Genomic DNA, 23,390 nt, shown 5'->3' on the forward strand with positions numbered 1-23,390 from the left:
GTTTTCAAATGATCAAGTCCATCGTTGCCGCCGTCGTCGTGACGGCAGCCCTGGCGGTTCCGGCCGGAGCGCATGACGCCGGCGAAAAGGGGGCCAAGGTTACCCTCGTCTATGAGCATGAACTGCCGAATGTTCCGGGCAAGAGCATCAAGGGCATCCTTGTCGAATACGCCCCCGGCGGCACCTCGCCGGCGCACACGCATCCGAGTTCAGCTTTTATCTATGCGACCGTTCTGGAAGGCTCCATCCGCAGCCAGGTCAACAACGACCCGGTCAAGCTCTACAAGGCCGGCGAGAGTTTTTCGGAGATGCCGGGCGATCGCCACAGCGTCAGCGAGAACGGCAGCAAGACCAAGCCCGCAAAGCTGCTGGCGGTGTTCGTGGTCGATACCGCCCAGAAGGAGCTGACCTATCCGGTCAAGAAGTAGGCGCAGAGGCCGGACGTCTTCCTGGGGGCCGGCCGTGCCTGCAAGCTCAAATCCACCGGTGAGTTCATGTTCGGCGATTATCTGCCTCTGGTCCTGATCAATCTGCTCGGGGCTGCCGGCATTGTCGTCTGGTGTTTCCAGGGGCGTGGGCGTCCGATGGCGCGCCTGGTCGTCCAGATCCTGTTCTTCGCCGGCATGACCGCGGTGCTCGGCTTCAGCGGTATCCTGCCGCATTGGGTGGCCGAGACAGATCTTACAGAACTCCAGGGCGCGGGCGCATATCTGGCGACGTCGGCGCGCATCCTGTGGTGGGTACACCTGGCCTGGACGCTTGTCGGCTTCGTGCGCCTCTACATTGTCCTGGAACACAGGCCGCAAGAGGCGCGCCTGCTCCAGGACCTGGTCGTTGCCGCCATCTATCTCGGCGTGGCGCTGTCGATAACAGGCTTCGTCTTCGGTGCTCCCATCGGAACGCTGGCGGCAACGTCGGGCGTGGTCGCGATCATTGTCGGGCTGGCGCTGCAGAACACGCTTGGTGATGTCTTCTCCGGCATCGCGCTGACGCTGGGCCGACCCTACACGCTCGGTGACTGGATCATGCTGGGCGACGGCACGGAAGGACGGGTCGTGGAGACGACCTGGCGCTCCACGCATCTGCTGACCGGCGCAAACAACATCGTCATCATGCCCAACAGCGTCCTGGCGAAGCTCAGCCTGACCAATCTCAGCCGTCCAGACGCGACGCAGCAGATGAGCCTGACGGTGCGGATCGCGGCCACGCAGGCGCCGCACGTCATCGAAGCGGCCATGCTTACGATTCTCGCCAGCTGCCAACGGATCGTCCAGGAGCCGGCACCGCTTGTCGCGCTCAAGGAGATCGACGCGGTGGCAGTGGGGATGGACCTGCTCTTTTGCGTGGCCGGTCCGGGCGACCGGCTGCTGGCGAGGAATGAGGTGATCGACCTTGTCCATCGCCATTGCGAAGCGAGCGGCCTTTCCCTTGCCCTGCCGCCCCAGGCTTATGCCGGCGCCCTGTCCGTGACGAGAGACCTGCCGCCGGCGCCGGTCATGCGTTCGCGGTCATCCGGCGCGCTCTAGCACCCATTCGAAGCTGTTCTTCCAGAGCTCCTCCGGGATCTCCAGCGCCAGCGCTTCGGTAAGGTCGGAAAGCCTGACGCCGCGCAATTTTGCCCGCCAGGCCTCATCGGCTTCCCACATGATGCGCGACACCGCGCAAGGGCTGCTTTCACAATAGCCCTGCGGACGGCACGGATTGTTTGCACGGATGTTGTTGCACACAAACGTCCGCGCCTTGCCCTCCACCGCCTCAACGATGTCGAGGAAGGTCAGTTCGGCCGGTGGCCGCGCCAATCGATACCCGCCCGATGGACCGAGCGTCGTATTCACCAGACCCGCCTGCGACAGGCTTTGCAGCGCCTTGGAAAGATATTCCTTGGGAAGGCCGTGGAATTCGGCGAGCGCTTTCGTCGAGAGATACCGTCCCTCAGGCAGACCGGCGAGAATGGCGCAGCAGTGCAGCGCCCATTCGACTTGGCTTTTCAGGATCATCAGTGAATTCCAAGGCCGATGCTGATCGAATTCATTAAGGATATGAAATATCCCTATTTAGCCGGGGTGTAAACAGACAGGTTCCGCAGGACGGGATCGGCATGGTCTGTTGCCAGGGCGGCTTGGCGGCGCGACATGCGCAATGCCGATATCCGCAGGGCAAGATATAGCGGCTTCAGCCGCCCGAATGTGGGTCGATGCTGTAGGGGTGGACGGGGTAGCCGGGGCCGATGGCGTCGGCCACGCGGCCGGTCCAGGCGAGGAATGCCGGGTAGTCCGCAAGCGAAAAGCCGCAATCTCCGGCGCGGTGGCTGTAGGCATAGACGGCGATGTCGGCGATGGTCAGGTCGTCGCCAGTGAGGAATGGCGTTTCGGCAAGGCTGCGGTTCAGGGCGGCGAGCGTGCGGGCGCCTGCCTCGCGCTTGCTGGCAACCATGGCCTGGTTGCGCTCAAGCCGTCCGGTCAAGGTCCAGAAGCGCAGCGAGCCGATGACGGGCTCGACATTGTATTGCTCGAAGAACAGCCACTGCATGATCTTGGCGCGCCGAGTGCGGTCGGCCGGCAGGAACGGCGTGCCTTCGGCGAGGTAGGTGAGGATCGCATTGGATTCGGCAATGGCACTGCCGTCTTCGAGCTGGAGCACGGGAACCGCACCGGCCGGATTGAGGTCGAGGAAAGCATCGGTGTGGCTCTCGCCTTCGAAGATCGAGACCATGCGCGTGTCGTATGGAATCTTCAGCAGGCCGAGCAGGACCCGGACTTTCCAGCCATTTTGCGATGGCAGATAATCGTGAAGCGTGAGCATGGCCGATCCTCGTGATGGGGGACGATCGCATGGTGAGATGTTGGGCGACACCCGATTCATGCGCGGCCAATTCATGCACTCCATCGCGCAATGACTGCGATCGCCACTGCCTAATAAATCAATTCCACCTGTGCCATCTTTCCCTGAGATGATCGATACAAAGAGGCATCCGATATGAATCCGCCCCCCAACAAAATCGCCCTCGTCACCGGCGCCAATCGCGGTATTGGCCTGGAAACCGGGCGCCAGCTGGCGAAACTCGGCTTCATCGTGCTGCTCGGCGTGCGCGATCTCGCCAAGGGCGAGGCGGCGGCGAGGGGGCTTGATGGCCATGTCGAGGCCATCAAGCTCGATGTCGCCGCGCCAGACGCGGCAGCAAGCGCAGCCGCCGAAGTCGAGCGTCGGTTCGGCCGGCTCGACGTGCTGATCAACAATGCCGCCATCCACTATGACAGCGGCGCGCGCGCCTTGCGGGCCGACTGGACCGTGATCCGCGAGGCGTTCGAGACCAATGTCTTTGGCGCCTGGCGAACGGCGTCCGCCTTCGCGCCTCTGCTCCTGGCGGGCGGTCATGGCAGGCTGGTCAATGTGTCGTCGGAAGGCGGCTCGCTGGCCTCGATGGGGGCGGGGGCGCCGGCCTATTCGACCTCGAAAGCGACGCTCAATGCGCTGACCTGCGTGCTGGCGGCCGAACTGCGCGGCTCCGGCGTGCTGGTCAACGCCATCTGCCCGGGCTGGGTCGCCACCGATATGGGCGGGCCGGGCGGACGACCGGTGGCGCAAGGGGCAGCCGGCATCGTCTGGGCCGCGACCTTGCCGGATGACGGCCCGACCGGCGGCTTTTTTCGCGACGGCAAACGGCTGCCGTGGTGAGCGTGGTTGAACAGGAGGCGAAGATGAAAATAGGAATTCTCGGCGCCGGCATGATCGGCGGCACGGTCGGACGGCTGTGGGCGCAGGCCGGACACAGCGTGACCTTCGGTGTGCGGCATCCCGAGCGGCTGCGCTCGATGCTTTCCGGCCTTGGCGGCAAAGCCAAGGCGGGCTCGGCCAGCGATGCCGTTGCCGACGCTGACATCGTGCTGGCCGCCATCCCGTTTCGCGCATGGCCCGATGTCGCGGCCGAGATCGAGGCAGCACTTGGCGACAAGGTGCTGCTCGACGCCACGGTGCCCGACCCGCCGCGCGACGGCGCCTTCGGCGACGCGGCACTTGCCCGCAAGGAGGGCGTGGCTTTTTCCGTGGCACCGCTGTTGGCGCGTGCAAAGCTGGTTCGTGCCTTCAGCACGGTGATGTGGACGACGCTGCAATCGCAGGCGCATCGCGCCGGTGACCGGATCGGCATTCCGCTTGCCGGCGATGATGAAGAGGCTGTTGCCCTGGCGGCACTGCTGGTGGCGGATGCCGGCTTCGATCCGGTGGTGGTCGGACCGCTGTTACAGGCCCGCCGCTTCGACCCCGGCACTGAAGTCTTCGACAGCGGCATGAGCGGGCCGCAGGTTCGGGCAGCACTCGGCGTCGCATGAGGCGGTTGACGATCTGATTCGTGGAATTGCTGTAAGTGCTTGTTTTGGTGCACTTTCAGCGACCTGGTTTGCGTAATTGCGCACAAGAAAAGCCGCCCTCGCTTTCTGCGAGTGGCGGCCTTTTCCCGGGAGGAAGTCAGAAGAGAGGTCAGAGCAGCTTAAGCTGCCTTGGCGTGCTTGTGGGCGTGCTTCTTGTGGTGGTGCTTCCGGGCGACGTGCTTGTGGCCGTGCCTTTTGTGCGCGTGCCGGTGAGCGTGCTTGTGCCCATGCCTGTGGTGCTTCTTGTGGTGGTGGTGACGCTTGTGCGCGGCTGCCTTGACCGGCGTCTTCGCCGCGTCCACGGCAGCGGGAGCCGCCGGAGCGGTCGTCGTCGCCGGAGCGGTCGCGGGGGCCGTCGTCGTGGCCGGAGCGGTCGTCGTGGTGGTGGTCGTGGCCGCATTGGCGGTGCCGACCACCGGCATGGCGAGACCGAGCGCAATGGCCAGGCTGAGGGCGGAGAGGAGGGGCTTGTTCATGATAGGCTTCCCTAGGGGTTGATGGTTGTTGTCACTGGTCGAGGTCGACTGGTGTCACGCCAAGAAGTTTCAGGGCGTTGGCGTAGGTCAGGATGCCTTGCGCCTGCTTGCGCTCGGAACAGAACCGGTTCGCCTTGTCCTGGAGTGCCGTTGCCTGCGCGATCTCACTCGCGTTGGCACCGGGTTGGGCTTTGGTCCGGATGGCTCCGTCGAGTTGAAGACCGAGCCGGCTGCAATATTCGCTCCGGGTAACCGCCGCCTCGGCACCCGACTGTGCGACGGCAAGCATGGCGAGCGAAATGCCTGCGAGGGCAGCCATCCATCCGGTCGAACGTCGTTGCATTGTCGGGACCATCCCTTTGCGTTCACGTGGCGACCGCTGTTCGGTCGCTACGAGGATGGTTATGACTGACGATCTTTTCGCCAGTTTTTCCCGGATGTTGAATCTTGTTTCTGAAGTGTGTCTGCGAGGGTTTTTCCTTCTCCCCTTGTGGGGTGAGAAGCGGTTCGCGCAGCGAACGAAAAGCCAATTGCTTGGCTTTTCGAGCTTCGAACGCCCTGAGCCGTGCGAAGGGCGGGGTGGTGCACTATCCACCTGCCGGGTCCCCGCTGCTTCGCAGCGTCCCAGCGTTAGCCGGCCTTTCATCGTGCCACTGGCACGATGAATTCGCTTCGCGAACCGGCTGCTCACCCCACAAGGGGGGAAGGAAGGGCGTTTCGGCTGTCTGCGGCGCTTGTGCCTCTTCCCCCGGCAGCCTCATTCGCGTAAGGCGCCGGGCAAATCCTTTCAGCGCAGGCATAGTCCGGAAACCCGCATGATCAGACTTGAAAGCATCAGCAAGCAGAACGGCCGTCAGCTTGTCTTCATCGAGGCGTCGGCCTCGCTGCAGAAGGGCGAGAAGGTCGGCCTTGTCGGACCCAATGGCGCGGGAAAGACGACACTGTTTCGCATGATCACCAGCCAGGAGCAGCCGGACGAGGGCCAGGTGCAGGTCGATCGCGGCGTCACCATTGGTTATTTCAGCCAGGATGTCGGCGACATGGCTGGCCACAGTGCGGTCGCGGAAGTGATGAACGGCGCCGGGCCGGTCAGCGACGTGGCGGCCGAGATGGCGGAGCTGGAGGCCGCGATGGCCGATCCCGACCAGGCCGACAAGATGGATGAGATCATCGAGAAATACGGCGAGGCGCAGCACCGCTTCGAGGAGCTCGACGGCTATGCGCTCGACGGTCGAGCCCGCGAAGTGCTCGATGGTCTCGGCTTTTCCCAGGAGATGATGGACGGCGACGTCGGCAAGCTCTCCGGCGGCTGGAAGATGCGCGTGGCGCTGGCCCGCATTCTTCTCATGCGGCCCGATGTCATGCTGCTCGACGAACCATCGAACCATCTCGATCTGGAAAGCCTGATCTGGCTGGAACAGTTCCTCAAAGGCTATGACGGCGCGCTGTTGATGACCTCGCACGACCGCGAGTTCATGAACCGCATCGTCAACAAGATCGTCGAGATCGATGCCGGCTCGCTCACCGCTTACTCCGGCAATTACGAATTCTACCAGCAGCAGCGGGCGATTGCCGACAAGCAGCAGCAGGCGCAGTTCGAGCGCCAGCAGGCGATGCTGGCCAAGGAGATCGCCTTCATCGAGCGCTTCAAGGCGCGCGCGTCGCATGCAGCCCAGGTGCAGAGCCGGGTGAAGAAGCTCGACAAGATCGACCGCGTCGAGCCGCCCAAGCGTCGCCAGATCGTCAATTTCGAGTTCCAGCCGGCGCCTCGCTGCGGCGAGGATGTCGTCACTCTGAAGAACGTGAACAAGGCCTATGGCAGCCGCACCATCTACGAGGGGCTCGACTTCCAGGTCCGCCGGCGCGAGCGCTGGTGCATCATGGGCGTCAATGGCGCCGGCAAGTCGACGCTGTTGAAACTGGTGGCCGGCGCCTCCGACCCCGACACCGGCACGGTGGCGCGCGGGCCGAGCGTGAAAATGGGCTATTTCGCCCAGCATGCGATGGAAGTGCTGGAAGGCGAGCGCACCGTGTTCCAGACGCTGGAGGACGCCTTCCCGCAGGCCGGCCAGGCGCCGCTGCGCGCGCTTGCCGGCTGCTTCGGCTTTTCCGGCGACGAGATCGAGAAGAAATGCCGCGTGCTTTCAGGCGGCGAGAAGGCGCGGCTGGTGATGGCGCTGATGCTGTTCGACCCGCCCAATCTGCTGGTGCTGGACGAGCCGACCAACCACCTCGACATCGCCACCAAGCAGATGCTGATCGAGGCGCTGTCGCAATATGAAGGCACCATGCTGTTCGTCTCGCACGACCGGCATTTCCTGGCAGCGCTGTCGAACCGCGTGCTGGAACTGACGCCGGAAGGCATCCACACCTATGGCGGCGGCTATACGGAATATGTCGAGCGCACAGGGCAGGAAGCCCCGGGCTTGCGGAGCTGACAAAAAGGGCGGCCGTCGAGCCGACGCCGCCCTCTTTGGTATCCAGCGTGCCCCTTAAAGGGACGAGGCCCTTACTTCTGAAAGGGACGAGGCCCTTACTTCATCGAGATGGCAAAGCCGCTGAGATCGGCGTTGACCTGCAGGCCAACCTGCTTGCCGGTGAGTTCGAGCTGGGCACCCTTGTCGTTGGTCATGACGATCACCTGGGCGCCCTTGCCGATCGTGCCGCCGCCACCCGCCGCGCCGTAGACCCCCGTTACATCCCGCGCGCGCCTGATGTGGGTAACGGTGCCGTGGAAATAAGTCTTTGAAACGCCAAAGGCGAGGCCGCCCGAAACGGCGCCGATGGAGATCGGATACGACTTGCCATGGAAGGTGAACGTGCCTTCGCCGCCGGAGCCGCCGATGAAGAAGGCCGCCTTGTAGACGGCAAAGCGGATCGTGCCGCTGTCAGCATGTGCCGCGCTGGCAAAGCCGATACCGGCAGTGGCGATGGCGGCAACCGCGATCTTACGAAATCCGGACGAAATGTTCATGATGGAGCTCCTCAAGGTGGCCGCTTTGCCGGCTGGGATGTCAGCGTCGTGTCAAAGTTTCAACTGAACAGTCTCGGCAGTGATTTGGTTCCAGGCACGCGGCCTGAATCTGGTTATCGCCACGAAGCGGAGCCGAGGCAAGCGCCAGGGCTTGGTATCGCGTATACGTGATTGGCACGGCGGGCTCTGCCAGATTCTTGGCGTCCCCCATTTCGCTGCGCCCATGTGGACTTTAAGATGATGCGACCGAGGGGAAGGGGATTCGCATGAGAATTGCGCTGGAAATTGCCATGTCCGCATTGGCCGCGACATTGGGCGGATGCGCGACCTCGCCAGTCGACTATGGCGCCTCGCTTTCGCAGCAAGATCCGAAATGGGCATCGCCGCAATGCCAGCAGGCCCGCACCGCGGCTTCGGACTACCAGGCGCGTGAGAAACTCCACCCGGGCTGGGAATTCGCGGCGCTTGGCCCCTATGGGTTGGGGATCATCGCGGCCACCAAGGAGGCCGAGCACAAGCAGCGGAAGATATTCGCCCGCAATGTGCACCTGCAATGCTCGAGCCTTCCGCTGCCGAAGGAACTGGAAGGCGATTTGAGCCCGGCGGTCGCAAAGGCGAAATATCCGTAGCACTCCCTCTTCGTGGCGATTCGAGTCCGGGTGGCGGCGCTGGATGGAGTGCATGCAGGTTCGCCGCGATTTATCTCATGTCGCGGATGTTGCCGCCGACTATATGCGCCGTCACAGCAAAGGCAGTCCGGTCTAGGCTGTAGACTCATAAGCGCGAAGCCACAGCCGCAATGACCCGACTTGAAAGCCGCTAGTCGTCAAACGCTCCCAATCTGACCCTTGTGCGGTGATGAGAAAATCCGGCATTGATCCAGTCGCTGCACGAAGCTTCGTGAAGGAAATGAGGTAGCCGGATGCAATACGCGACGGGGCAAACGATCAAGGTTGGCGACGAGGTTGTCGCCGATGGTATGAAAGGAGTGATCGTCTGCGACTTCGATAATCGTGATTTCGCAGAAGGCTATGAGGAGTGGGACATGCCCATGATTGAAACGCTTGGTGGCGGCACCTTATCCTCAGGTGTCATGGTCGAAACCGTCGAGGCAGGCATGATCCACTACGTGGATGGAAGCGGCGTGATCGATTTCATCCAACCGGCAGCCCGATAGAAGATATCCAAAACCTACCAACCTCGATCGTTCCCGGTTTATGGGTTCACGGCCTAGTCACTGGCCCGAGGCATGGTCGTCTTGGTGAGGACTGCTTCTGCTTGATCAGCTTCAACTGACGCCTCTACGGTTTCGTAACTCTCCGACGGCACGGAAGAAGCTGGCGGCAGAATGAAAGGCGGGAAAGCCAATCGATTCTGTTGATGCCCCAACCCACCGCAGACATGGTCGCGACATAGACTAGGATGCACAGCAGCAGGGTCTTCAGCCCTTCAGTGCTGGCGATCCAATGGGCAATTCTCAGCCATACCGGCGCACGAGCGTTTCGAGCAATGCATCCCATACACCTCGCTCGGCCCAGCGCTGAAAGCGCACATAGACCGAGTTCCATTTCCCATATCGCTCATGCATATCGCGCCATGGGCAGCCGACCCGCAGAACATGCTGCATCCCATCCAAAAAGAGGCGATTGTCCTACGCGGGTCGGGATTTCCTTCTTCGGTTCGCTGGCAACAGCGTCTCAATTATGCACCATTCTGAATCGGTCAGGTCTCCACGAGCCAAAGCATCCTCCTAAATGGAAGTCTTGAATCATGCTTCAGGCGATTTTGGAATCGGGGTTGGTGACGACTGGGGCCGTTTCCATCTCCAAGTCTTCATAAACCTTGCCATCACGAACTGCGATGTAGCCGGATTTATGCTGCTCGCCTGAACCATCAAATATGGTCCACGCTGGCTGGCCCTCGGCGGTCATGAACGAAGCTACATAAAGCCCATCTGTCAACGCAATCGAGAGTTCAGGGAGCCGCCCGTATATCGAGGCATCTTCAACCTTACGGCCGATCAGCGTCTCGAAAACCTTCTCCCAACCTTCTTCGTCGCTCCAGCTCCCGCACAGGATGGCGTCTTCGCTTTCAATTCGCCAACTCCACTCGATCATGACTGTGCAGTCGCCCTGTGAATTGCCGACAGATCCATTGCGCTTCACTTGGGGAGACAAGCGGCCAAACTCCAAGAAAATCGCCGAACCATGACCTCGCCAGACCGCTGACAACGGTTGCGATATGAGCGCAGATCGGTACTTCTCGAAAATTGCTGAAGACGGCGGCAGCGCATCTCTCCAAACGCTTGGTGGGTCAAAACTTCTCCCAATAATGATGGAGAAATTTGTCAACAGGACTTAGCGGATCACTGTGACGTGCGGAAAGCCGAGGACGTGCCATCGGCTCCATCTCTTCCACGTCAGCCAACGGAGAGCCGAGTGGCTTGCCTAGTTACCTCACGGCGGGCCTCTCTTGCAGCGAGCGCGGCAGTTTGATCGGCTCTTATCCGACAAGCTTCTCTGCCGCCGGGAAGATCGGCTGAGCTAGCGTTTTTTGTCACCAGCCTCTGGAACGTAAATGCGTCGGTCAAGTTCTTGGCTTCAGGACAAAGCGAAGGAACATTACACATGCTGACCGCCGTTCGAGCCATGATTGGCCAGGCCCGCTTCACCCCCGCCAAGGGCGAACCCGAAGCGCAGAGCATCCGGCAGATGCCGATCTCGAGGGAGATCGACACTCTGGCCGCGATCCGGCTGACCGACATGGCCGGCCTGGGGACTTGGTCGCAGGAACGCTAATTTGTTTCGATAGCGTCAGCAATTGGACGGGGCGTTGATCGCCAATTGCGCGGCGAAGGCCCTGGCATAGGCAGGCCGCGCTTCACCGCGCGCCACATAGGCGGCCAGGTTTTGATATTCGTCCAGAATGCCTGACATTCTCAGGCGCAGCAGCACCGATACCATCAGCAGATCGCCGGCGCTGAAGGCACCATCGAGCCAGTCGGCGGCGCCGAGGTAGGCCGAGAGCCTGTCCAGTGTCGCGCGAATACGGTCTTTCACCAGCGGCAGGCGCTGCCCGGCCCAGGGCCTGTCGGCTTCGAAGATCCTGGCCGTCGTCAAATCGAGGACCAGCGGCTCGACGGTGTTGAGCGCGGCAAACATCCAGGTGATGGCGCGGGCGCGAGCTTCGCGATCCCTGGGCAGCAGGCCGGCATGCTGCTCGGCAAGATGAAAGACGATCGAGCCGGTCTCGAAGAGGCTGAGAGATCCTTCCTCATAGGTAGGGATCTGGCCGAAGGGATGGATGGCCAGGTGCTCAGGCGCCTTCATCCCGGCGAAGGAAACAAGCCGAACCTCATAGGGCTGGCCCACTTCTTCGAGCGCCCAGCGGACGCGCGTGTCGCGCGCCAGTCCCTTGCCGCCATCGGGCGATCGTTCAAAGGCTGTGATGGTGGGGATCATTGGAAGGCTCCGCATGGTGTCCGGTTTGGTGCTTGCACACAGAGGACGAACGACCAGGGCAATTGCCGACAGGCTGCCTCGTTTTTTTAGCGCAGCAGGCCTTCCGCCTCGAACGTGTCCCAGCCTTCCAGCTTTGGCGTCTGAGGGTCATCCTTTCCCGATTTCCTGACGCTGCGGGCCGTGCGATCCCGCTTTCCCGCGCGCGTCAGCGCTGCCTTGCCGGCGCCGCGCCGCCTGTTCTCGGTTACCTCTTGTGCATCCTCCTCCCGCCAGCCTGTTGCGAGGTCACGATCGAGAATGTCCTCGATGTGGCGTGGATCAAAGATATGGAAGGTGACGGCCTTGGATCGCCCACGCATCTTGACGGTGCGCGTGCCAATGCTTTTCAGGCGGCCATCCCTCAGCCATTTGTGACGCTCGCGGGCGGAGATGGTGAGAATGTCCTCCGCTTCTCGCGGCAGCACGGGCAGGGCCTCGATGCCCTCCAGCGTCCTGGAGATGGTTGCCGAGGCAGTCTCGAACGCATCCGCGTCTTTCTTCAACATGCGCAAGACAATGCGGCCCGTCTCGGCCTTGGCAAATGTCCTCACCGCCCATGGCAGGCGGGCTCGAATTTCGCGTTCGATGCCCTTCAGTCGCATGGAGGAGCCAAGCGTTGCCGATGGCGGCAGCGGCCATTCGGCGACCACCGACGCTTTGCCGCGCTCGGATTTGCGATCGGGAGCGGTGGCAATTGCCGCGACGATGCCGCTCACGATCTTGCGCAGGGAACCGCGCTTCTTGTCTGCCATGTGTCCTTTTCGCTCATCAGGTGCCTTCATGGAACGATAGTTCGCACAGCGGACAACCGAAATCAGGCTCGAACGGTTCCTTTGGTCACGCCAGCTTAGACATTCCACGCTCGGGCGATGTGCGAGAACGACGACCGCGATCAGCCGGTGAGCCATTTGCGCAGGATGCTGTAGAAGCCGTCGTTTGGGCGCACGGATATGCGTGGGAGAAGCAGCAGATCGTCTCCCGGCTGCGCCCTGCCGCCGCGGATGGTTGTGGCACTGGTATAGCCCGCCTCCTCGACCACGCGCCTGATCTCCTCGGACACATCGCCGTAGGGGTAACAGAAAGCATCGACCGTATCGCCGATCAGATCTTCCAACTCGTGGCGAACATCGGTGATCTGACGCCGGGATTCGGCCGGCGCGGCAGCCGTGAGGCGAACGTGGTCCAACGTATGGGCGCCGACCTCATGACCTGAGCGCGCCCAATCCAGTACCTGGTCTTTCGACATACAGGCCGAGTGCGGGATGCCGAGCTCCGCATCCCATTTGTTGAAGCCACCAATCTGCCTGCTGACCAAGTAGTTGGTTGCCGTGAAACCACATCTCTCAAGGGTCGCAAGCGCGTTCGAATGCACATTGCGAAAGCCATCGTCGAACGTGATCCCAACCACCTTGCCGGACCTTTCTCCGCTCAAATAGGGTTTCAGGTCGCGCATCGACAGGCCCTTCCATCCCAGGCGCTTCAACCAATTCATCTGATGGCGGAAGGCGCTGGGGGAGACCGTCAAATGGCGGAATGGGCTGCCTTCTCCGGCGGCCTCATGGATTTGATGGTACATCAAGATTGGTATTGGCATTAAGCGGCGCCGGATGGTGTGTTGGATATTCCATCCGCTTCATGCCGCGCCGAATGCGCGCTCCATGGTGGTGGAACGGTATCGTCTTCTCCAGCCTCAGCCGGCAGATGTTGGCGATTTGCAAGCCTATCCGCCGCGCTTCGGTCTTGACGTTCGTCAATGGCGTTTTTCTGCGCCTTTTCGGGAGACTGCGCTTCATCTGGTAGGGCGATCGATCCGGCTCTATCTGGCTCGCCAATTCGATCGATTTGTCCTTGAGAAACAGTCCCTGCGCGCAAGCCGCCGGCAAGATTTGGTAGATGGTCTTGGACGATGACGTCGCGAGCGTGGGGTCGAAAAGCACGTGATCGACCGGAATGTTGAAATCTTCAGTTGCTTGAAGGAGGTCGCGGGCTGCCTTCCTTGAAATGATGTAGGCGCCGGCGCCAAGATGCATTCCGTAAAGCCTCGCCACCGAAAAACTGAAGCCGACATGCGACGGCATCATCGCGATCACGGCCTTCCTGAAGACCGTCTCCAGCTTGATGATGCTTGCGTCGGCTGGTATCCAGCTGACATCGGCAAGCAACGGGCCAGCCTTGGCGGTGAAGACCGTGTCATCCTCGAAGACCGCGCCATAGGCTTCGTCGCCCTCCGCAATGATCTGCCAGCATGCCTTGTGGCTCAAAAAGCAGGCAATTTCGGTGGGTGACAGGATTTGCGACATTGCGGCGATCTCCGGCCGCCTCATTCCGTCAACGGCGCAAACACGCTCGAATTTGACCTGGATGCGTGCAAACTCGGCAGTCATGTGGCCAAGCCGACCAGGAGCTCGGTCCAGATTGATGACCAGGCACCTCATCGTACGACCGGCCACTTGGCCGCGCTTACGCATGGCAAGCAGTTCGCAGCCAAAGCGAATGAAAAAACATTGCGTCGCAAGTCACTACCCCAACCCGCCGTTTTTTATTACCACACGTCGCGGCGAGTCAAGTAGTAGGCCAGATGGCGCAAATAGTATTTGCCGGCGCCTCCCTATTTGGATTCGCCAAACCATCGCGCGGCAGCCTGAGCAGCGCCCTCCGGATCAGGCTCGGCATCAGCGGCCCAGGCGACGACGCCATCGGGACGCACGAGCAAGGCACTCAGGCCGAGCCGCTCTTTGGCATTGCTGGCGATATAGGTGATCCGCCCGCTCCATCGGCTTGTGAGCGCTTGCAGGGCAGGACTGACATCGAAGTCCAGAAGCAAGCCTCGCCCATTCCTCAAGCGCTCGCCGAACCTCGTGCCGTCGGCCAGCTCGAAATCGGGCGCGCTGCGGCCTATCAGCGGATGGTCGCCGCCAAGGTCGTAACGGAGCGAGACGCCCCACACCCGCTCGGCGAAATAGGTCGCGCCGTCGCGCGTGGCGATGAGATCACGGATGATGGCTTCGAGCGCCCGCGAATTCGGGCTCGGCCGCATCAGCGCGACCTGGGCGCGCGACCAGTCGAGCACCTGCGCACCCACCGGATGGCGTTCCTCGAAATAGCTGTCGAGCAGGCCTGCCGGCGCGTCGCCGCGGATGGTGGCGGCGAGCTTCCAGCCAAGGTTCATCGCGTCGCCAAGCCCGAGGTTCAGGCCCTGGCCACCCAGGGGCGAATGGATGTGCGCGGCGTCGCCGGCAAGCAGCACGCGGCCTTTGCGGTAAGCCGTCGCCTGGTAGGCGCGGTCCGTCCAGGTGGTGGCGAGCTTCAGCGCCGTCAAGGTGACGTCGGTGCCGGAGATGCGGCGCAACACCGCCTGCACATGCTCTGGTGTGACCGGCTGGCTGCGGTGGAAGGCGCCGCCGTCGAACTCGACCATGGCGATGGTGCCGGGGCGCGACTGGAAATACATGCCCGTCGGCGTGTAGATGCGGCCCTGGCCGAGCGTGTCGGGGTCAGCCATCTCGACTTCGACGGAATAGCCAGTGAATTCGGGATCGGTGCCGGTGAATTCGAAGCCAGCCGCCTTGCGCACCGTGCTGCGGCCACCATCGCAACCGACGAGCCAGCGTGCGTGAAAGGTCTCGTTGCCGGCGCGAACAGTGACGCCGTCGTCCGACTGGTCGAGGCTTTCGACGCCAAGGCCGCGCCTGATCTCGACGCCCATCGCGCCGGCGCGCGCGGCAAGCACGATTTCCAGATGCGCCATCTCGGCCGCCATGTTGGTGCCGGCGGGACCGGGCAGGCGATAGGGCCATTTCGCGCTGTCGATATTGTCATAGTCGAAAGAGATGCCGGCGAAATGACCGGCCTGGCGGCGCGGCTGGTTTTTCTCCTGGCCGGAAACGCCGCCTTTGCCGGAGCCGAGCTTTTGCTGCGGCATTGCGATGTCGTCCAGCAGACCGCGACGATCAAAGGCCTCGATGGTGGGCACGGAAAGGCCGCGCATGCCGAAGGGCAGCCGCTTCAGCGGCGAGCTGGGATTCTCGGCCTGCTCCAGCACCAGGACGGAAAGGCCCGCCAGGCGCAGCTCACAGGCGAGCAACAGGCCGACGGGGCCTGCGCCGGCAATGACGACGTCATAGGGAATGGGGTGGTGCATAAACGACTCCTGTGTCGGTGTTCGACCGGAGCGGTTCGTCGGTTCGAGAACCACACGGACGAACAATGGACGCCAAGCGTCCGATGTTCGTCGTGGGGATCTTATGCACGAGGCAGGAGACCAGAGCTTTCCCCGGCGAAAGGACTTCGCCTGCGAAAGGAATTGGGCTTACCAAACCAACTCTGCCTTTTCCGACACTGGCCATATAAGGCTATGGCGGCTGATCCGCAACAGGGTGGGGCGGCGGCCAAGGGCAACGCCAGAAGTAGGGCCACCTACCCCGCGGCCAGCCATTTGCGCGACTGGGCGAATGCCTTGAAGGCCTTGGCCTCCATCGGGCGGCCAAAAAGGTAGCCCTGCAGGATATCACAGCCAAGTTCCTTGAGGATACGCGCGTGCTCCATCGTCTCGACGCCCTCGGCAACGACTTCGATCCCGAGCGATTTGCCGATATCGATGATCGACGCCACCAGCTGCCGTTGCGCCATTGAGCCGGAGATGGGTGTGATTAGTTGGCGGTCGATCTTGAGGCGACGCGGCCGCAGCTTAAGCAGCGAGACGATCGAAGCATGGCCGGTGCCGAAATCATCGATCTCGATGTCTATGCCGAGTTCCTTGATGTGGTCGATATTCCAAGTGACCAGATCGTCGTTTTCATCGAGAAAAATCGACTCCACCAGCTCGAACGACACGGTTCCCGCCTTGATGGCGAGCTTGCGCAGACCCTCGATCAGGTCCTTGTCCTCCAGCCGTCTGGCAGAGACGTTGACCGACACGCGCGGGATGTTGAGATGACTGCGCGACCAACGTTCGAAATTCTCCAGCGCGTGTTTGAGGACGATGCGGTCGATCAGCGCCACGACGTTGAGTTCTTCGGCCACCTTGAGGTAGGCGTCGGGGGCCAGGATGCCCCGTCGCGGATGCCTCCAGCGCGACAATGCTTCGACGCCGACGATCTCAAGCGTCCTGGCGTCGAACTGCGGCTGAAAGTAGGCGATGAATTCGTGTCGCTCCAGCCCGCCGAGAATCTCGTCGGCGATCTGCTTGGTCCGCACGATCTCGCTCTGTAATTCCTCGTTGAAGAATTCGTAGCGGTTGCGGCCACGACTTTTCGCCCGGTAAAGCGCGAGATCGGCGTTGACCAGCAACTGCTTCACGTCGACGCCGCTGTTGGCGGCAATGCCGATGCTGACCCCGAAACGGCATGGATGGCCGCGATAATCTACAGGCTGGCGCATATCCTCGATGATGCGGTCGGCAAGCGCCGAGAGCTCGTCGTCGTCAATCCCACGACTCACCACGACGAACTCGTCGCCGCCGATGCGCGCAACGAAATCGTCAAGACCCGCATTGGCCTTGATAACCTTGGAGGCATGCATCAGCATGGCATCGCCCGCGGCGTGGCCGAGTGTGTCGTTGATCTGCTTGAAGCGGTCGAGGTCCAGATGCAGCAGTGCCGTGCGCCGGTCCGGTTCGCCGTTTTCGGCCAGCAGCTCATCGAGATAGCGGCGGTTGGGAAGGCCGGTCAGCGAATCGTGCAGCGCCGCATACTCAATATGTGCCTTGGCGAGATTGAGCTCGGCGTTCTTCGATTCCGTCAACTGGCGCTCGCGAATGAGGTTTTCGTTGAGCAGCACGTCGCTGGTTACGTCCCATTCGGCGCCGATCAACTTGGGTGTGCCGCCGATGTCCTGGAAGTAGGTTGCGCGCGTGCGCACATGGCGGACGGTGCCGTCGGGACGCAGGAGCCGGTATTGTGAGGAGTAGGGGCCTTTTCTGGCCGAGGCCGAATCAAAGTCCTGTCTTGCCCGCCCGAGATCTTCAGGATGGATCGTCTGCGCCCAGTCATCATAGCCGCGCGGCTTGCCGTCGGCTGACTTGCCGTAGATTTCGTTGACGCGGTCATCCCACACCATTTCGTTGGTGGTGAGGTCGTGTTCCCAAACGCCGATACCAGAGGCTTCAAGCGCCAGCTCCAGCCGTCCGGACAGGCGCCTCAGCTCGGCGTAGTTTTTCTGCCTTTCGCCGAATAGCCGGCCGGCCACCATGATCGGCAGCACCACCAGTGCGCCGGCGAGCAACATAAGCGACCGCAAGGTCCACTCGTTCTTCGGAGCCGTCGGCCAGCCGCCCTTGGGGATGGCCGAGATCTGCCAGGAGCCTGATGGCAGCTGCACATCGGCCGATACAGGATTTCCGGCGATGACATGGTCGCCGCCGAAAAAGCGTTCGCCGCCGCCGCCCAGCGCATCCTTGCCTGTGAGCGCGACATCGATGCTGAGATCCGGGTCGGTCAGCCCGCTCGCAGTGTAGAGGCGGTCGACATCGACCACCGCCGAGACGATGCCCCAGAAGCGGTCGCCGCCGCCCGCGGTCGGCACAAAGACCGGAATGCGGCCGATGAAGCCGCGTCCGCCTTGGGCAAGGTCGACCGGGCCGGCAAGCACCAGCACGCGCTGGTCGCGCGCCCGCAGCGCTGCCATGCGCTGCGCTTCGTTCTTGCGGTAATCGAGCCCGATCGCCTTCTCGTTGCCTTCCATGGGGTACATCAGCGAGATGACGAGGTCGGGCGCGCCGGCAATGTTGCGCAATTGCGATTTTTGCTCGAACAGATTGCTGGCAAGCGAGGCAAATCTCTGCTGGCCCATATAGGGTTCCGTATCGATGGCCGAGACCAGCCCCTGAACAAGCTGAAGATTGCCCTTTATATTGCCTTCGAGCTTTGCGCGAATGATGTTGACCTTCGCCAGCACGTCGGCTCGCGCCAGTTGATCGGAGACCCTTCTGTTCTGCTGGTCGGCAACGACGGCGCAGACCAGAAGCACGACAAAAGCGATCGCCGCCGGCAAGTTGGCGGAAGAAAAAATGGCCCGGCTCGCGCGGCCAAGACTGAATCTCGTTGCGGTCAATTCAACCCGGATAGCTTTCCTGAACAATAGCTCATCGATCGAGCCTAGTAGCAAACGCTTAAATTTGCCCTTCCAGGCTGGCAGGAATTTTCAGCATTGGCCTATGCGGGCCTCAGGAGCATCGATATCCGGGGACATGGCTCCCGATCAACCGGCGCAACCAACGTCTTGCGAACGCTGGGAAAAGGGCCTGCCCTGGTGGTGGTGCTGGTCGATGTGCTGAAAGGCGTGACGGCGATCATTCTCGTCTTTGGCATGGAGCAACCCTTGCCTTACCGGCTGCTGGTGATTGCCGGCGGCCTCTACGTGATCGCGCGCCATCGCGCCAACATCCGGTGGTTGCTGTCCGGGACCGAGCCGCGCCTGGGGCAGAGCAGCCCGTAATCGCAAATCTAGCCTGCGCTCTCGGACTGCCGAAATCGCTGATGTCGAATCGCTACCTTCTATGCCGGCAATCCCGCCAGCCGCATCGCATCGGTAACCTCACCGGCAATCTCCGGCGCCAGCCCGACTGCCGCCGACCACCTGCCGATGGAAAAATGCGGGTCGAGCGCCAGCAGCCGCGCGGCCAACGCTCTTGCCTCGTCGAGCCGGCCGAGCCTGGCCAGCGGTGCGGCCAGCCAACCATGCAGCACGCTGAAGCCGGGGGTCATCTCCACCGCCCGTCGGCCTGCTTCTATGGCCTGCTCGTGCCGGCCGTTGAGGAAATTGCCGAAGCCGATAATGCCATGCGGCACGCAGTTCATGGCATCCAGCGGGGAGAGCCGCAACGCCTGTTCGCCCCAGTCGATGGCGCGTGTCGGATCGCCGCCATAAGCCACCGACACGCAGCCAAAGGCATAGACGAAGGCGCAGGAGGCACTCAGCGAAAGCGCGGTCGCGAATGCCGCGTCGGCGAGCTTGCGGTCGTGCTCGACCATGCCGATGGTGAAGCCGGCGAGCGCCATCGCCATGGCGTCGCCCGGACCGTGTTCGATCGCCGCATGCGCATGGCGGGCTGCCTTGTCGCGATGCTCCGCCTGGAAGCCGCCGCGGATGAACAGCGTTTGATGCGCCCAGGCGGCAAAGCCGTGCGCAAGCGCGTAGCTCGGCTCGATGGCCAAAGCTTGGTCGAGCAACGGCAGGCCCTTGGCGGCGCCCTGCGGCATGAAGGTGTAGACATCGGGTAGCGCGCGCAGCAGCAGATCATAGGCATCGAGACTGTCGGGCCGCTCGCGCTTGACGCGCTCGATCTCGGCCCGGCGCAGATTGGGCTCGATGGCAGCGACGACACTGACGGTGATCTCGTCCTGCAGCGCGAACACATCGGTCAGTTCGCGATCGTAGCGCTCGGCCCAGATGTGGCTGCCGTCTTCGGCGTCGATGAGCTGGCTGGTGATGCGCACGCGGCTGCCCACCTTGCGCACGCTGCCTTCCAGAACGTAACGCACGCCGAGCTCTTGCCCGATCTGCTTCACGTCGACGGCCCGGCCCTTGTAGGTGAAGGAGGAGTTGCGGGCGATGACGAACAGCCAGCGGATCCGCGACAGGCCGGTGATGATGTCTTCGACCATGCCGTCGGCAAAATAGTCATGTTCGGCATCGCCGCTCATGTTGGCGAAGCGCATGACGGCAATCGAGGGGCGGGCGGGGATGCCGAGGCCAGGCTTCGGCTGCTCCACCGGTGCTATCGCCCCGGCCTCCATCGCTCCAGCCCCCGCTGTCCCCGCTCTTGTCGCCTCGGTTTCCTCGCGGGCGGTGCCGACGAAGCGAAAGCCACGGCGCAGGATGGTGCGGATCAGCCGCTGTTCCTCGCCGCTGTCGCGGAGCGCGTTGCGGGCGGCGTTGATGCGGCTGGCAAGCGTGGCGTCGGAGACGATGCGACCCTGCCAGACCGCATCGACCAGATCATCCTTGCTCACCACGCGCTCGCGGTTACGGATCAGGAATTGCAGCAGATCGAACACCTGCGGCTCGACGGGGATCAGATCGTTGCCACGGCGCAATTCGCGCCGATCGCCGTCCAGAGCAAAATCCTCAAAATGATACGGCAAAACAACGCGCTCCAAAACCCGCAGCCAATATGCCGACACTCTAGCCGCGTCGTTGCCGCAAAATCAAAGCCATATCAATGCAAAATCAAGAGGTCCTGAAGGTCGCCTGAAAGCGCGGCACTCGGCTCTGTCGCATAGTCCTCCTGCAACAAACGCCCGACAAATTCGCAACCAACCCTCAATCAACGCTTTGAAAAGGAGAACTAGAAATGTCCAACACCACAGCAAAATCCGTCGTCCTCGTGCATGGCGGCTTCGTCGATGGCTCCGGCTGGGACGGCGTCTACCAGATCCTCAAGAAGGACGGCTATGACGTCACCATCGTCCAGAACCCGACGACCTCGCTCGCCGACGATGTTGCCGTCACCAAGCGCGCCATCGCCGGCGCCTCCAGCGATGTCATCCTGGTCGGCCACTCCTATGGCGGCGTCGTGGTGTCCGAAGCCGGCACCGATCCCAAGGTGGCCGCCGTCGTCTATATCGCGGCCTTCGCGGCGGATGCCGGCGAGTCGGTCGCGACCCTGATCGCCAACCCGCCTCCCGGCGCTTCAGTGCCGCCGATCCTGCCACCCGTCGACGGCTTCCTGCTGCTCGACAAGGCCAAGTTCGCGGCGTCGTTCGCCGCCGACGTGCGTCCCTCGCTCGCCGCCTTCATGGCCGACTCGCAGGTTCCGTGGGGCATCCCGGCGCTCGAAGGCAAGGTCACCAAGCCGGCATGGCGGGTGAAGCCGAGCTGGTATCTCGTGGCCACCGACGACCACATGATCCCACCGCCGGCACAGCGCCAGATGGCAAATCGCGCCGGCGCGACGACGGTCGAAGTGCCCGGCAGCCACGCTGTCTACGTTTCCGACCCTGCAGCTGTCGCCAACCTGATCAAGCAGGCGGCCGCCGGCGTCGGCAAGAACTGAGAAAACATAGCCCGAAAGAAACGGCCCGGGTGCCTTGCGCCCGGGCTTTTTTGCTGTTTTGACCCGCAGACGCCCTTCAGCTTACCTTCAGGATAGGGAACCACTATCGGCATCTGACCGTGAAATTTGAATGGGTATTAAATCGAATCAATAGGTTGTGGTTCAGCAGGTTGACCGGTGATCAAACGCGAAGATGATACCTACAATGATCATATGTGGACTTATCGCGAATATTTGAGGAGTCTAAATCGACCCTTGGCGGAGGAATACATACGCCAGCAAAGACAGAGTTTGTCCACGATCACCGATGTGTTGGCCAAGGCTGTTCCGGTTGCTCAGGCCATTGCGCAGCTCCACGAAGCAATTCGCCGTTCGCCTGCGAAAAATTTCTGGGCGGTAATCCGCGAAACCAAAGGTGTGCTCCTCGTTCGACCGACTGCCGCTGACCAAGAACGGTGTTGGCCATGGAAGCGAACCAAAAGTGGCAATATGAGCTACGAACTACCCGGCTATCTCCTGTTCTCACCCTGGCCGCCAAATTTCCACCGCATGCTTCAGAGTTGCATGGTCGAGCTTCAGCGGGTGATGGCTGATATCGACGACCCGGAAAGCAAGAGTGATTTTTCGATCACTCACCTCCCTTATCGAATTTGGTCCGTAATGCTGCGACCAAAGCTCGTCATTCCCGAGATCCAACTGTTTCAAAGGTTTGCCATGCCGGACAGCATAGCGGCCCTAGATAGGTGGTCCAACGAACCACAGCGCGGTTCGAATATTGCGCTACGGATTTCGCAAGGAGTGCTCGTCTACAAGGACGGGTCAGATCGTTGCGAAATTGAAATTCCCGAGGCGCTCTTCAATCCTCTCTTCTTCCCGTCGGCGCCCAACCGACCATTGGACTTGCACTTGGTTCGAGCCGGAAGGCGATCCTATTACCCTTGAAGCCGTGATGGCACGTGAGGAAGGAAGGCGCTCTGGACTGCGCGGTCGCAACAAGCAAGAAGTCCGGTGACGCTTTTGGCAAACACACCGTCTGGCGTTCCAGGATAATGTGCTGGCTGAATAAGCTTGAGACAAGGCGGTTCCGACACACCATGGCCAGACGGTTTGCGTTTCTCCTGGTTCGCGACTTCACGCTGTCGCCATTGTCGCTGTTCATCGACACGCTGCGGCTGGCGGGCGATGAGGGCGACCGCAGCCGCCGGATCGAGTTCGACTGGGAGATCGTCGGCGAACGCGGCCTGCCGATCCGGGCAAGCTGTGGCGTCGAATTGCTGCCGACCAAAGCGATCGGCAATCCCGAGGATTTCGACAATGTCGTGGTGGTCGGTGGCCTGCTCGACACCAACCGCAGCCTGAGTTCCGACAAGGAGGCTTTTCTGTTGCGGGCCGCCGAGAAGGGGGTGCCGCTGACGGCGCTGTGCACGGGCAGCTTCGTTTTGGCGCGCTACGGCCTGCTCGATGGCTACGCCGCGGCTGTCAGCTGGTTCCACATCAAGGATTTCCGCAGCCAGTTCCCCGACGTGAATGCGCATGCCGACAGCCTGTTTTCCGTCGACCGTGGCCGCTCGACCTGCGCCGGCGGCACTGGGGCGGCCGACCTTGCCGGCCATTTCGTGTCGCAGTTCATCGGCCACAAGGCGGCGGAGAAGGCGGCCAAGATCCTGGTGCTCGACCGCATCCGGAGCAGCCGCGACGTGCAGCCCGTCGGCGACCTGTTTCCAGCGGCATCGAGCCGAGCGGTCAAGCGCGCTCTTCTCTTGATGGAAAGCAACCTCCAGGAGACACTGTCGGTCGCCGAGATCGCAAGCCGCCTGAACTCTTCGCGGCGCCAGCTCGAGCGGCTTTTCCAGGCCGAACTCGGCATCGGCCCGATGGCGGCCTACCTGGCGCTCAGGGTGCATCACGCGAAGTCGCTGCTGGAAGGTAGCGACCTGCAGATCGGCGACATCGCCTATCGCTGCGGCTTCACCAATGCCGGCCATTTCAGCCGCGTGTTCCGCCAGCAGACCGGCATCACGCCAACCCATCTGAGGCATCCCAACCGCATGTCAGGCGCGGCGCACCACTGACCCTGCA

At 62.1% G+C, this 23,390-nt stretch carries 25 protein-coding genes and 1 pseudogene; 12 read left to right on the top strand and 14 right to left on the bottom strand.

Features of this window, described 5'->3' with window-relative positions:
• The first annotated feature begins 8 nt into the window (after positions 1–8).
• On the top strand, positions 9–428 hold the full coding sequence (locus EB235_RS15530) for a cupin domain-containing protein (RefSeq protein ID WP_027030125.1): 420 nt from the start codon (positions 9–11) through the stop codon (positions 426–428).
• A gap of 66 nt (positions 429–494) precedes the next feature.
• A complete protein-coding gene (locus tag EB235_RS15535) occupies positions 495–1,526 on the top strand; it encodes a mechanosensitive ion channel family protein (RefSeq protein WP_027030124.1) in 1,032 nt (343 codons plus the stop codon).
• Here EB235_RS15535 and EB235_RS15540 read toward each other — a convergent pair.
• Entirely contained in the window at positions 1,509–1,997 is a 489-nt protein-coding gene (locus EB235_RS15540; RefSeq protein ID WP_027030123.1) for an RrF2 family transcriptional regulator, read from the bottom strand. The two genes, EB235_RS15535 and EB235_RS15540, sit on opposite strands and share 18 nt — an antisense overlap.
• A gap of 175 nt (positions 1,998–2,172) precedes the next feature.
• Positions 2,173–2,802: a glutathione S-transferase family protein gene (locus EB235_RS15545; protein ID WP_027030122.1), complete on the bottom strand. Its 630-nt coding sequence runs from the start codon at positions 2,800–2,802 to the stop codon at positions 2,173–2,175.
• A 174-nt stretch (positions 2,803–2,976) separates the two neighbouring features.
• On the opposite strand from EB235_RS15545, the gene EB235_RS15550 reads away from it, so the two are divergent.
• Both EB235_RS15550 and EB235_RS15555 read left to right on the top strand, forming a co-directional pair.
• Complete coding sequence (locus EB235_RS15550) at positions 2,977–3,675, top strand: SDR family NAD(P)-dependent oxidoreductase (RefSeq protein WP_027030121.1); 699 nt, start codon at positions 2,977–2,979, stop codon at positions 3,673–3,675.
• A 23-nt stretch (positions 3,676–3,698) separates the two neighbouring features.
• On the top strand, positions 3,699–4,328 hold the full coding sequence (locus EB235_RS15555; protein WP_027030120.1) for an NADPH-dependent F420 reductase: 630 nt from the start codon (positions 3,699–3,701) through the stop codon (positions 4,326–4,328).
• Positions 4,329–4,486: 158 nt separating this feature from the next.
• On the opposite strand, the gene EB235_RS15560 is transcribed toward EB235_RS15555, so the two are convergent.
• Positions 4,487–4,843 carry a hypothetical protein gene (locus tag EB235_RS15560; RefSeq protein ID WP_027030119.1) on the bottom strand — a complete coding sequence of 119 codons (357 nt, stop codon included), beginning with the start codon at positions 4,841–4,843 and terminating at the stop codon, positions 4,487–4,489.
• Between the two features lie 31 nt (positions 4,844–4,874).
• Entirely contained in the window at positions 4,875–5,162 is a 288-nt protein-coding gene (locus tag EB235_RS15565) for a hypothetical protein (RefSeq protein ID WP_080680782.1), read from the bottom strand.
• Between the two features lie 496 nt (positions 5,163–5,658).
• Between EB235_RS15565 and EB235_RS15570 the strand changes: the two genes are divergently transcribed.
• Positions 5,659–7,281, top strand: a complete 1,623-nt coding sequence (locus EB235_RS15570) for an ABC-F family ATP-binding cassette domain-containing protein (RefSeq protein WP_027030117.1) — start codon at positions 5,659–5,661, stop codon at positions 7,279–7,281.
• A 95-nt stretch (positions 7,282–7,376) separates the two neighbouring features.
• Here the strand turns inward: EB235_RS15570 and EB235_RS15575 are convergent, their stop codons facing one another.
• Positions 7,377–7,817 (bottom strand): hypothetical protein, encoded by a 441-nt coding sequence (locus tag EB235_RS15575; protein ID WP_027030116.1) that lies wholly within the window; start codon positions 7,815–7,817, stop codon positions 7,377–7,379.
• A 266-nt stretch (positions 7,818–8,083) separates the two neighbouring features.
• Here EB235_RS15575 and EB235_RS15580 point away from each other — a divergent pair, with 266 nt between their 5' ends.
• Together EB235_RS15580 and EB235_RS15585 are read left to right on the top strand one after the other, a co-directional pair.
• Positions 8,084–8,446: a hypothetical protein gene (locus EB235_RS15580; RefSeq protein WP_027030115.1), complete on the top strand. Its 363-nt coding sequence runs from the start codon at positions 8,084–8,086 to the stop codon at positions 8,444–8,446.
• A 293-nt stretch (positions 8,447–8,739) separates the two neighbouring features.
• Positions 8,740–8,994: a hypothetical protein gene (locus EB235_RS15585; protein ID WP_027030114.1), complete on the top strand. Its 255-nt coding sequence runs from the start codon at positions 8,740–8,742 to the stop codon at positions 8,992–8,994.
• A 315-nt stretch (positions 8,995–9,309) separates the two neighbouring features.
• On the opposite strand, the pseudogene EB235_RS35275 reads toward EB235_RS15585, so the two are convergent.
• Together EB235_RS35275 and EB235_RS34765 are read right to left on the bottom strand one after the other, a co-directional pair.
• Positions 9,310–9,558, bottom strand: a pseudogene (locus EB235_RS35275) (transposase); the annotation flags it as partial.
• Positions 9,559–9,592: 34 nt separating this feature from the next.
• On the bottom strand, positions 9,593–10,168 hold the full coding sequence (locus tag EB235_RS34765; RefSeq protein WP_245268803.1) for a hypothetical protein: 576 nt from the start codon (positions 10,166–10,168) through the stop codon (positions 9,593–9,595).
• A gap of 276 nt (positions 10,169–10,444) precedes the next feature.
• On the opposite strand from EB235_RS34765, the gene EB235_RS15600 reads away from it, so the two are divergent.
• Complete coding sequence (locus EB235_RS15600; protein WP_155256349.1) at positions 10,445–10,615, top strand: hypothetical protein; 171 nt, start codon at positions 10,445–10,447, stop codon at positions 10,613–10,615.
• A gap of 15 nt (positions 10,616–10,630) precedes the next feature.
• On the opposite strand, the gene EB235_RS15605 is transcribed toward EB235_RS15600, so the two are convergent.
• The 6 genes from EB235_RS15605 to EB235_RS15630 form a co-directional block, all read right to left on the bottom strand.
• The gene (locus EB235_RS15605) at positions 10,631–11,278 is read right to left on the bottom strand and encodes a glutathione S-transferase family protein (protein WP_027030112.1); all 648 of its coding nucleotides are present in this window, start codon (positions 11,276–11,278) and stop codon (positions 10,631–10,633) included.
• Between the two features lie 86 nt (positions 11,279–11,364).
• A complete protein-coding gene (locus EB235_RS15610) occupies positions 11,365–12,069 on the bottom strand; it encodes a hypothetical protein (RefSeq protein WP_080680781.1) in 705 nt (234 codons plus the stop codon).
• Between the two features lie 140 nt (positions 12,070–12,209).
• Positions 12,210–12,911 carry a polysaccharide deacetylase family protein gene (locus EB235_RS15615; RefSeq protein ID WP_027030110.1) on the bottom strand — a complete coding sequence of 234 codons (702 nt, stop codon included), beginning with the start codon at positions 12,909–12,911 and terminating at the stop codon, positions 12,210–12,212.
• A complete protein-coding gene (locus EB235_RS15620; protein ID WP_245268802.1) occupies positions 12,874–13,785 on the bottom strand; it encodes a glycosyltransferase family 25 protein in 912 nt (303 codons plus the stop codon). Before EB235_RS15620 ends, EB235_RS15615 begins: the two co-directional genes overlap by 38 nt.
• 140 nt (positions 13,786–13,925) lie before the next feature.
• Complete coding sequence (locus tag EB235_RS15625; protein WP_032925469.1) at positions 13,926–15,458, bottom strand: FAD-dependent monooxygenase; 1,533 nt, start codon at positions 15,456–15,458, stop codon at positions 13,926–13,928.
• Between the two features lie 275 nt (positions 15,459–15,733).
• Positions 15,734–18,367, bottom strand: a complete 2,634-nt coding sequence (locus EB235_RS15630) for a bifunctional diguanylate cyclase/phosphodiesterase (RefSeq protein ID WP_080680779.1) — start codon at positions 18,365–18,367, stop codon at positions 15,734–15,736.
• A gap of 96 nt (positions 18,368–18,463) precedes the next feature.
• On the opposite strand from EB235_RS15630, the gene EB235_RS15635 reads away from it, so the two are divergent.
• The gene (locus EB235_RS15635) at positions 18,464–18,751 is read left to right on the top strand and encodes a glycerol-3-phosphate acyltransferase (protein ID WP_027030107.1); all 288 of its coding nucleotides are present in this window, start codon (positions 18,464–18,466) and stop codon (positions 18,749–18,751) included.
• Between the two features lie 59 nt (positions 18,752–18,810).
• Here EB235_RS15635 and EB235_RS15640 read toward each other — a convergent pair whose 3' ends face one another.
• Positions 18,811–20,400: a winged helix-turn-helix domain-containing tetratricopeptide repeat protein gene (locus EB235_RS15640; RefSeq protein WP_027030106.1), complete on the bottom strand. Its 1,590-nt coding sequence runs from the start codon at positions 20,398–20,400 to the stop codon at positions 18,811–18,813.
• Positions 20,401–20,609: 209 nt separating this feature from the next.
• Here EB235_RS15640 and EB235_RS15645 point away from each other — a divergent pair, with 209 nt between their 5' ends.
• The 3 genes from EB235_RS15645 to EB235_RS15655 all read left to right on the top strand — a co-directional run bounded on the left by EB235_RS15645 (position 20,610) and on the right by EB235_RS15655 (position 23,383).
• A complete protein-coding gene (locus EB235_RS15645; protein WP_027030105.1) occupies positions 20,610–21,311 on the top strand; it encodes an alpha/beta hydrolase in 702 nt (233 codons plus the stop codon).
• 177 nt (positions 21,312–21,488) lie between these two features.
• Positions 21,489–22,253, top strand: coding sequence for a hypothetical protein (locus EB235_RS15650; protein WP_155256347.1), 765 nt, complete (start codon positions 21,489–21,491; stop codon positions 22,251–22,253).
• A 152-nt stretch (positions 22,254–22,405) separates the two neighbouring features.
• Positions 22,406–23,383 (top strand): GlxA family transcriptional regulator, encoded by a 978-nt coding sequence (locus EB235_RS15655; RefSeq protein ID WP_027030103.1) that lies wholly within the window; start codon positions 22,406–22,408, stop codon positions 23,381–23,383.
• The last annotated feature ends 7 nt before the right edge of the window (positions 23,384–23,390 follow it).

Origin of the sequence: Mesorhizobium loti R88b, assembly GCF_013170845.1 — a bacterium.
GTDB lineage: Bacteria > Pseudomonadota > Alphaproteobacteria > Rhizobiales > Rhizobiaceae > Mesorhizobium > Mesorhizobium loti_B.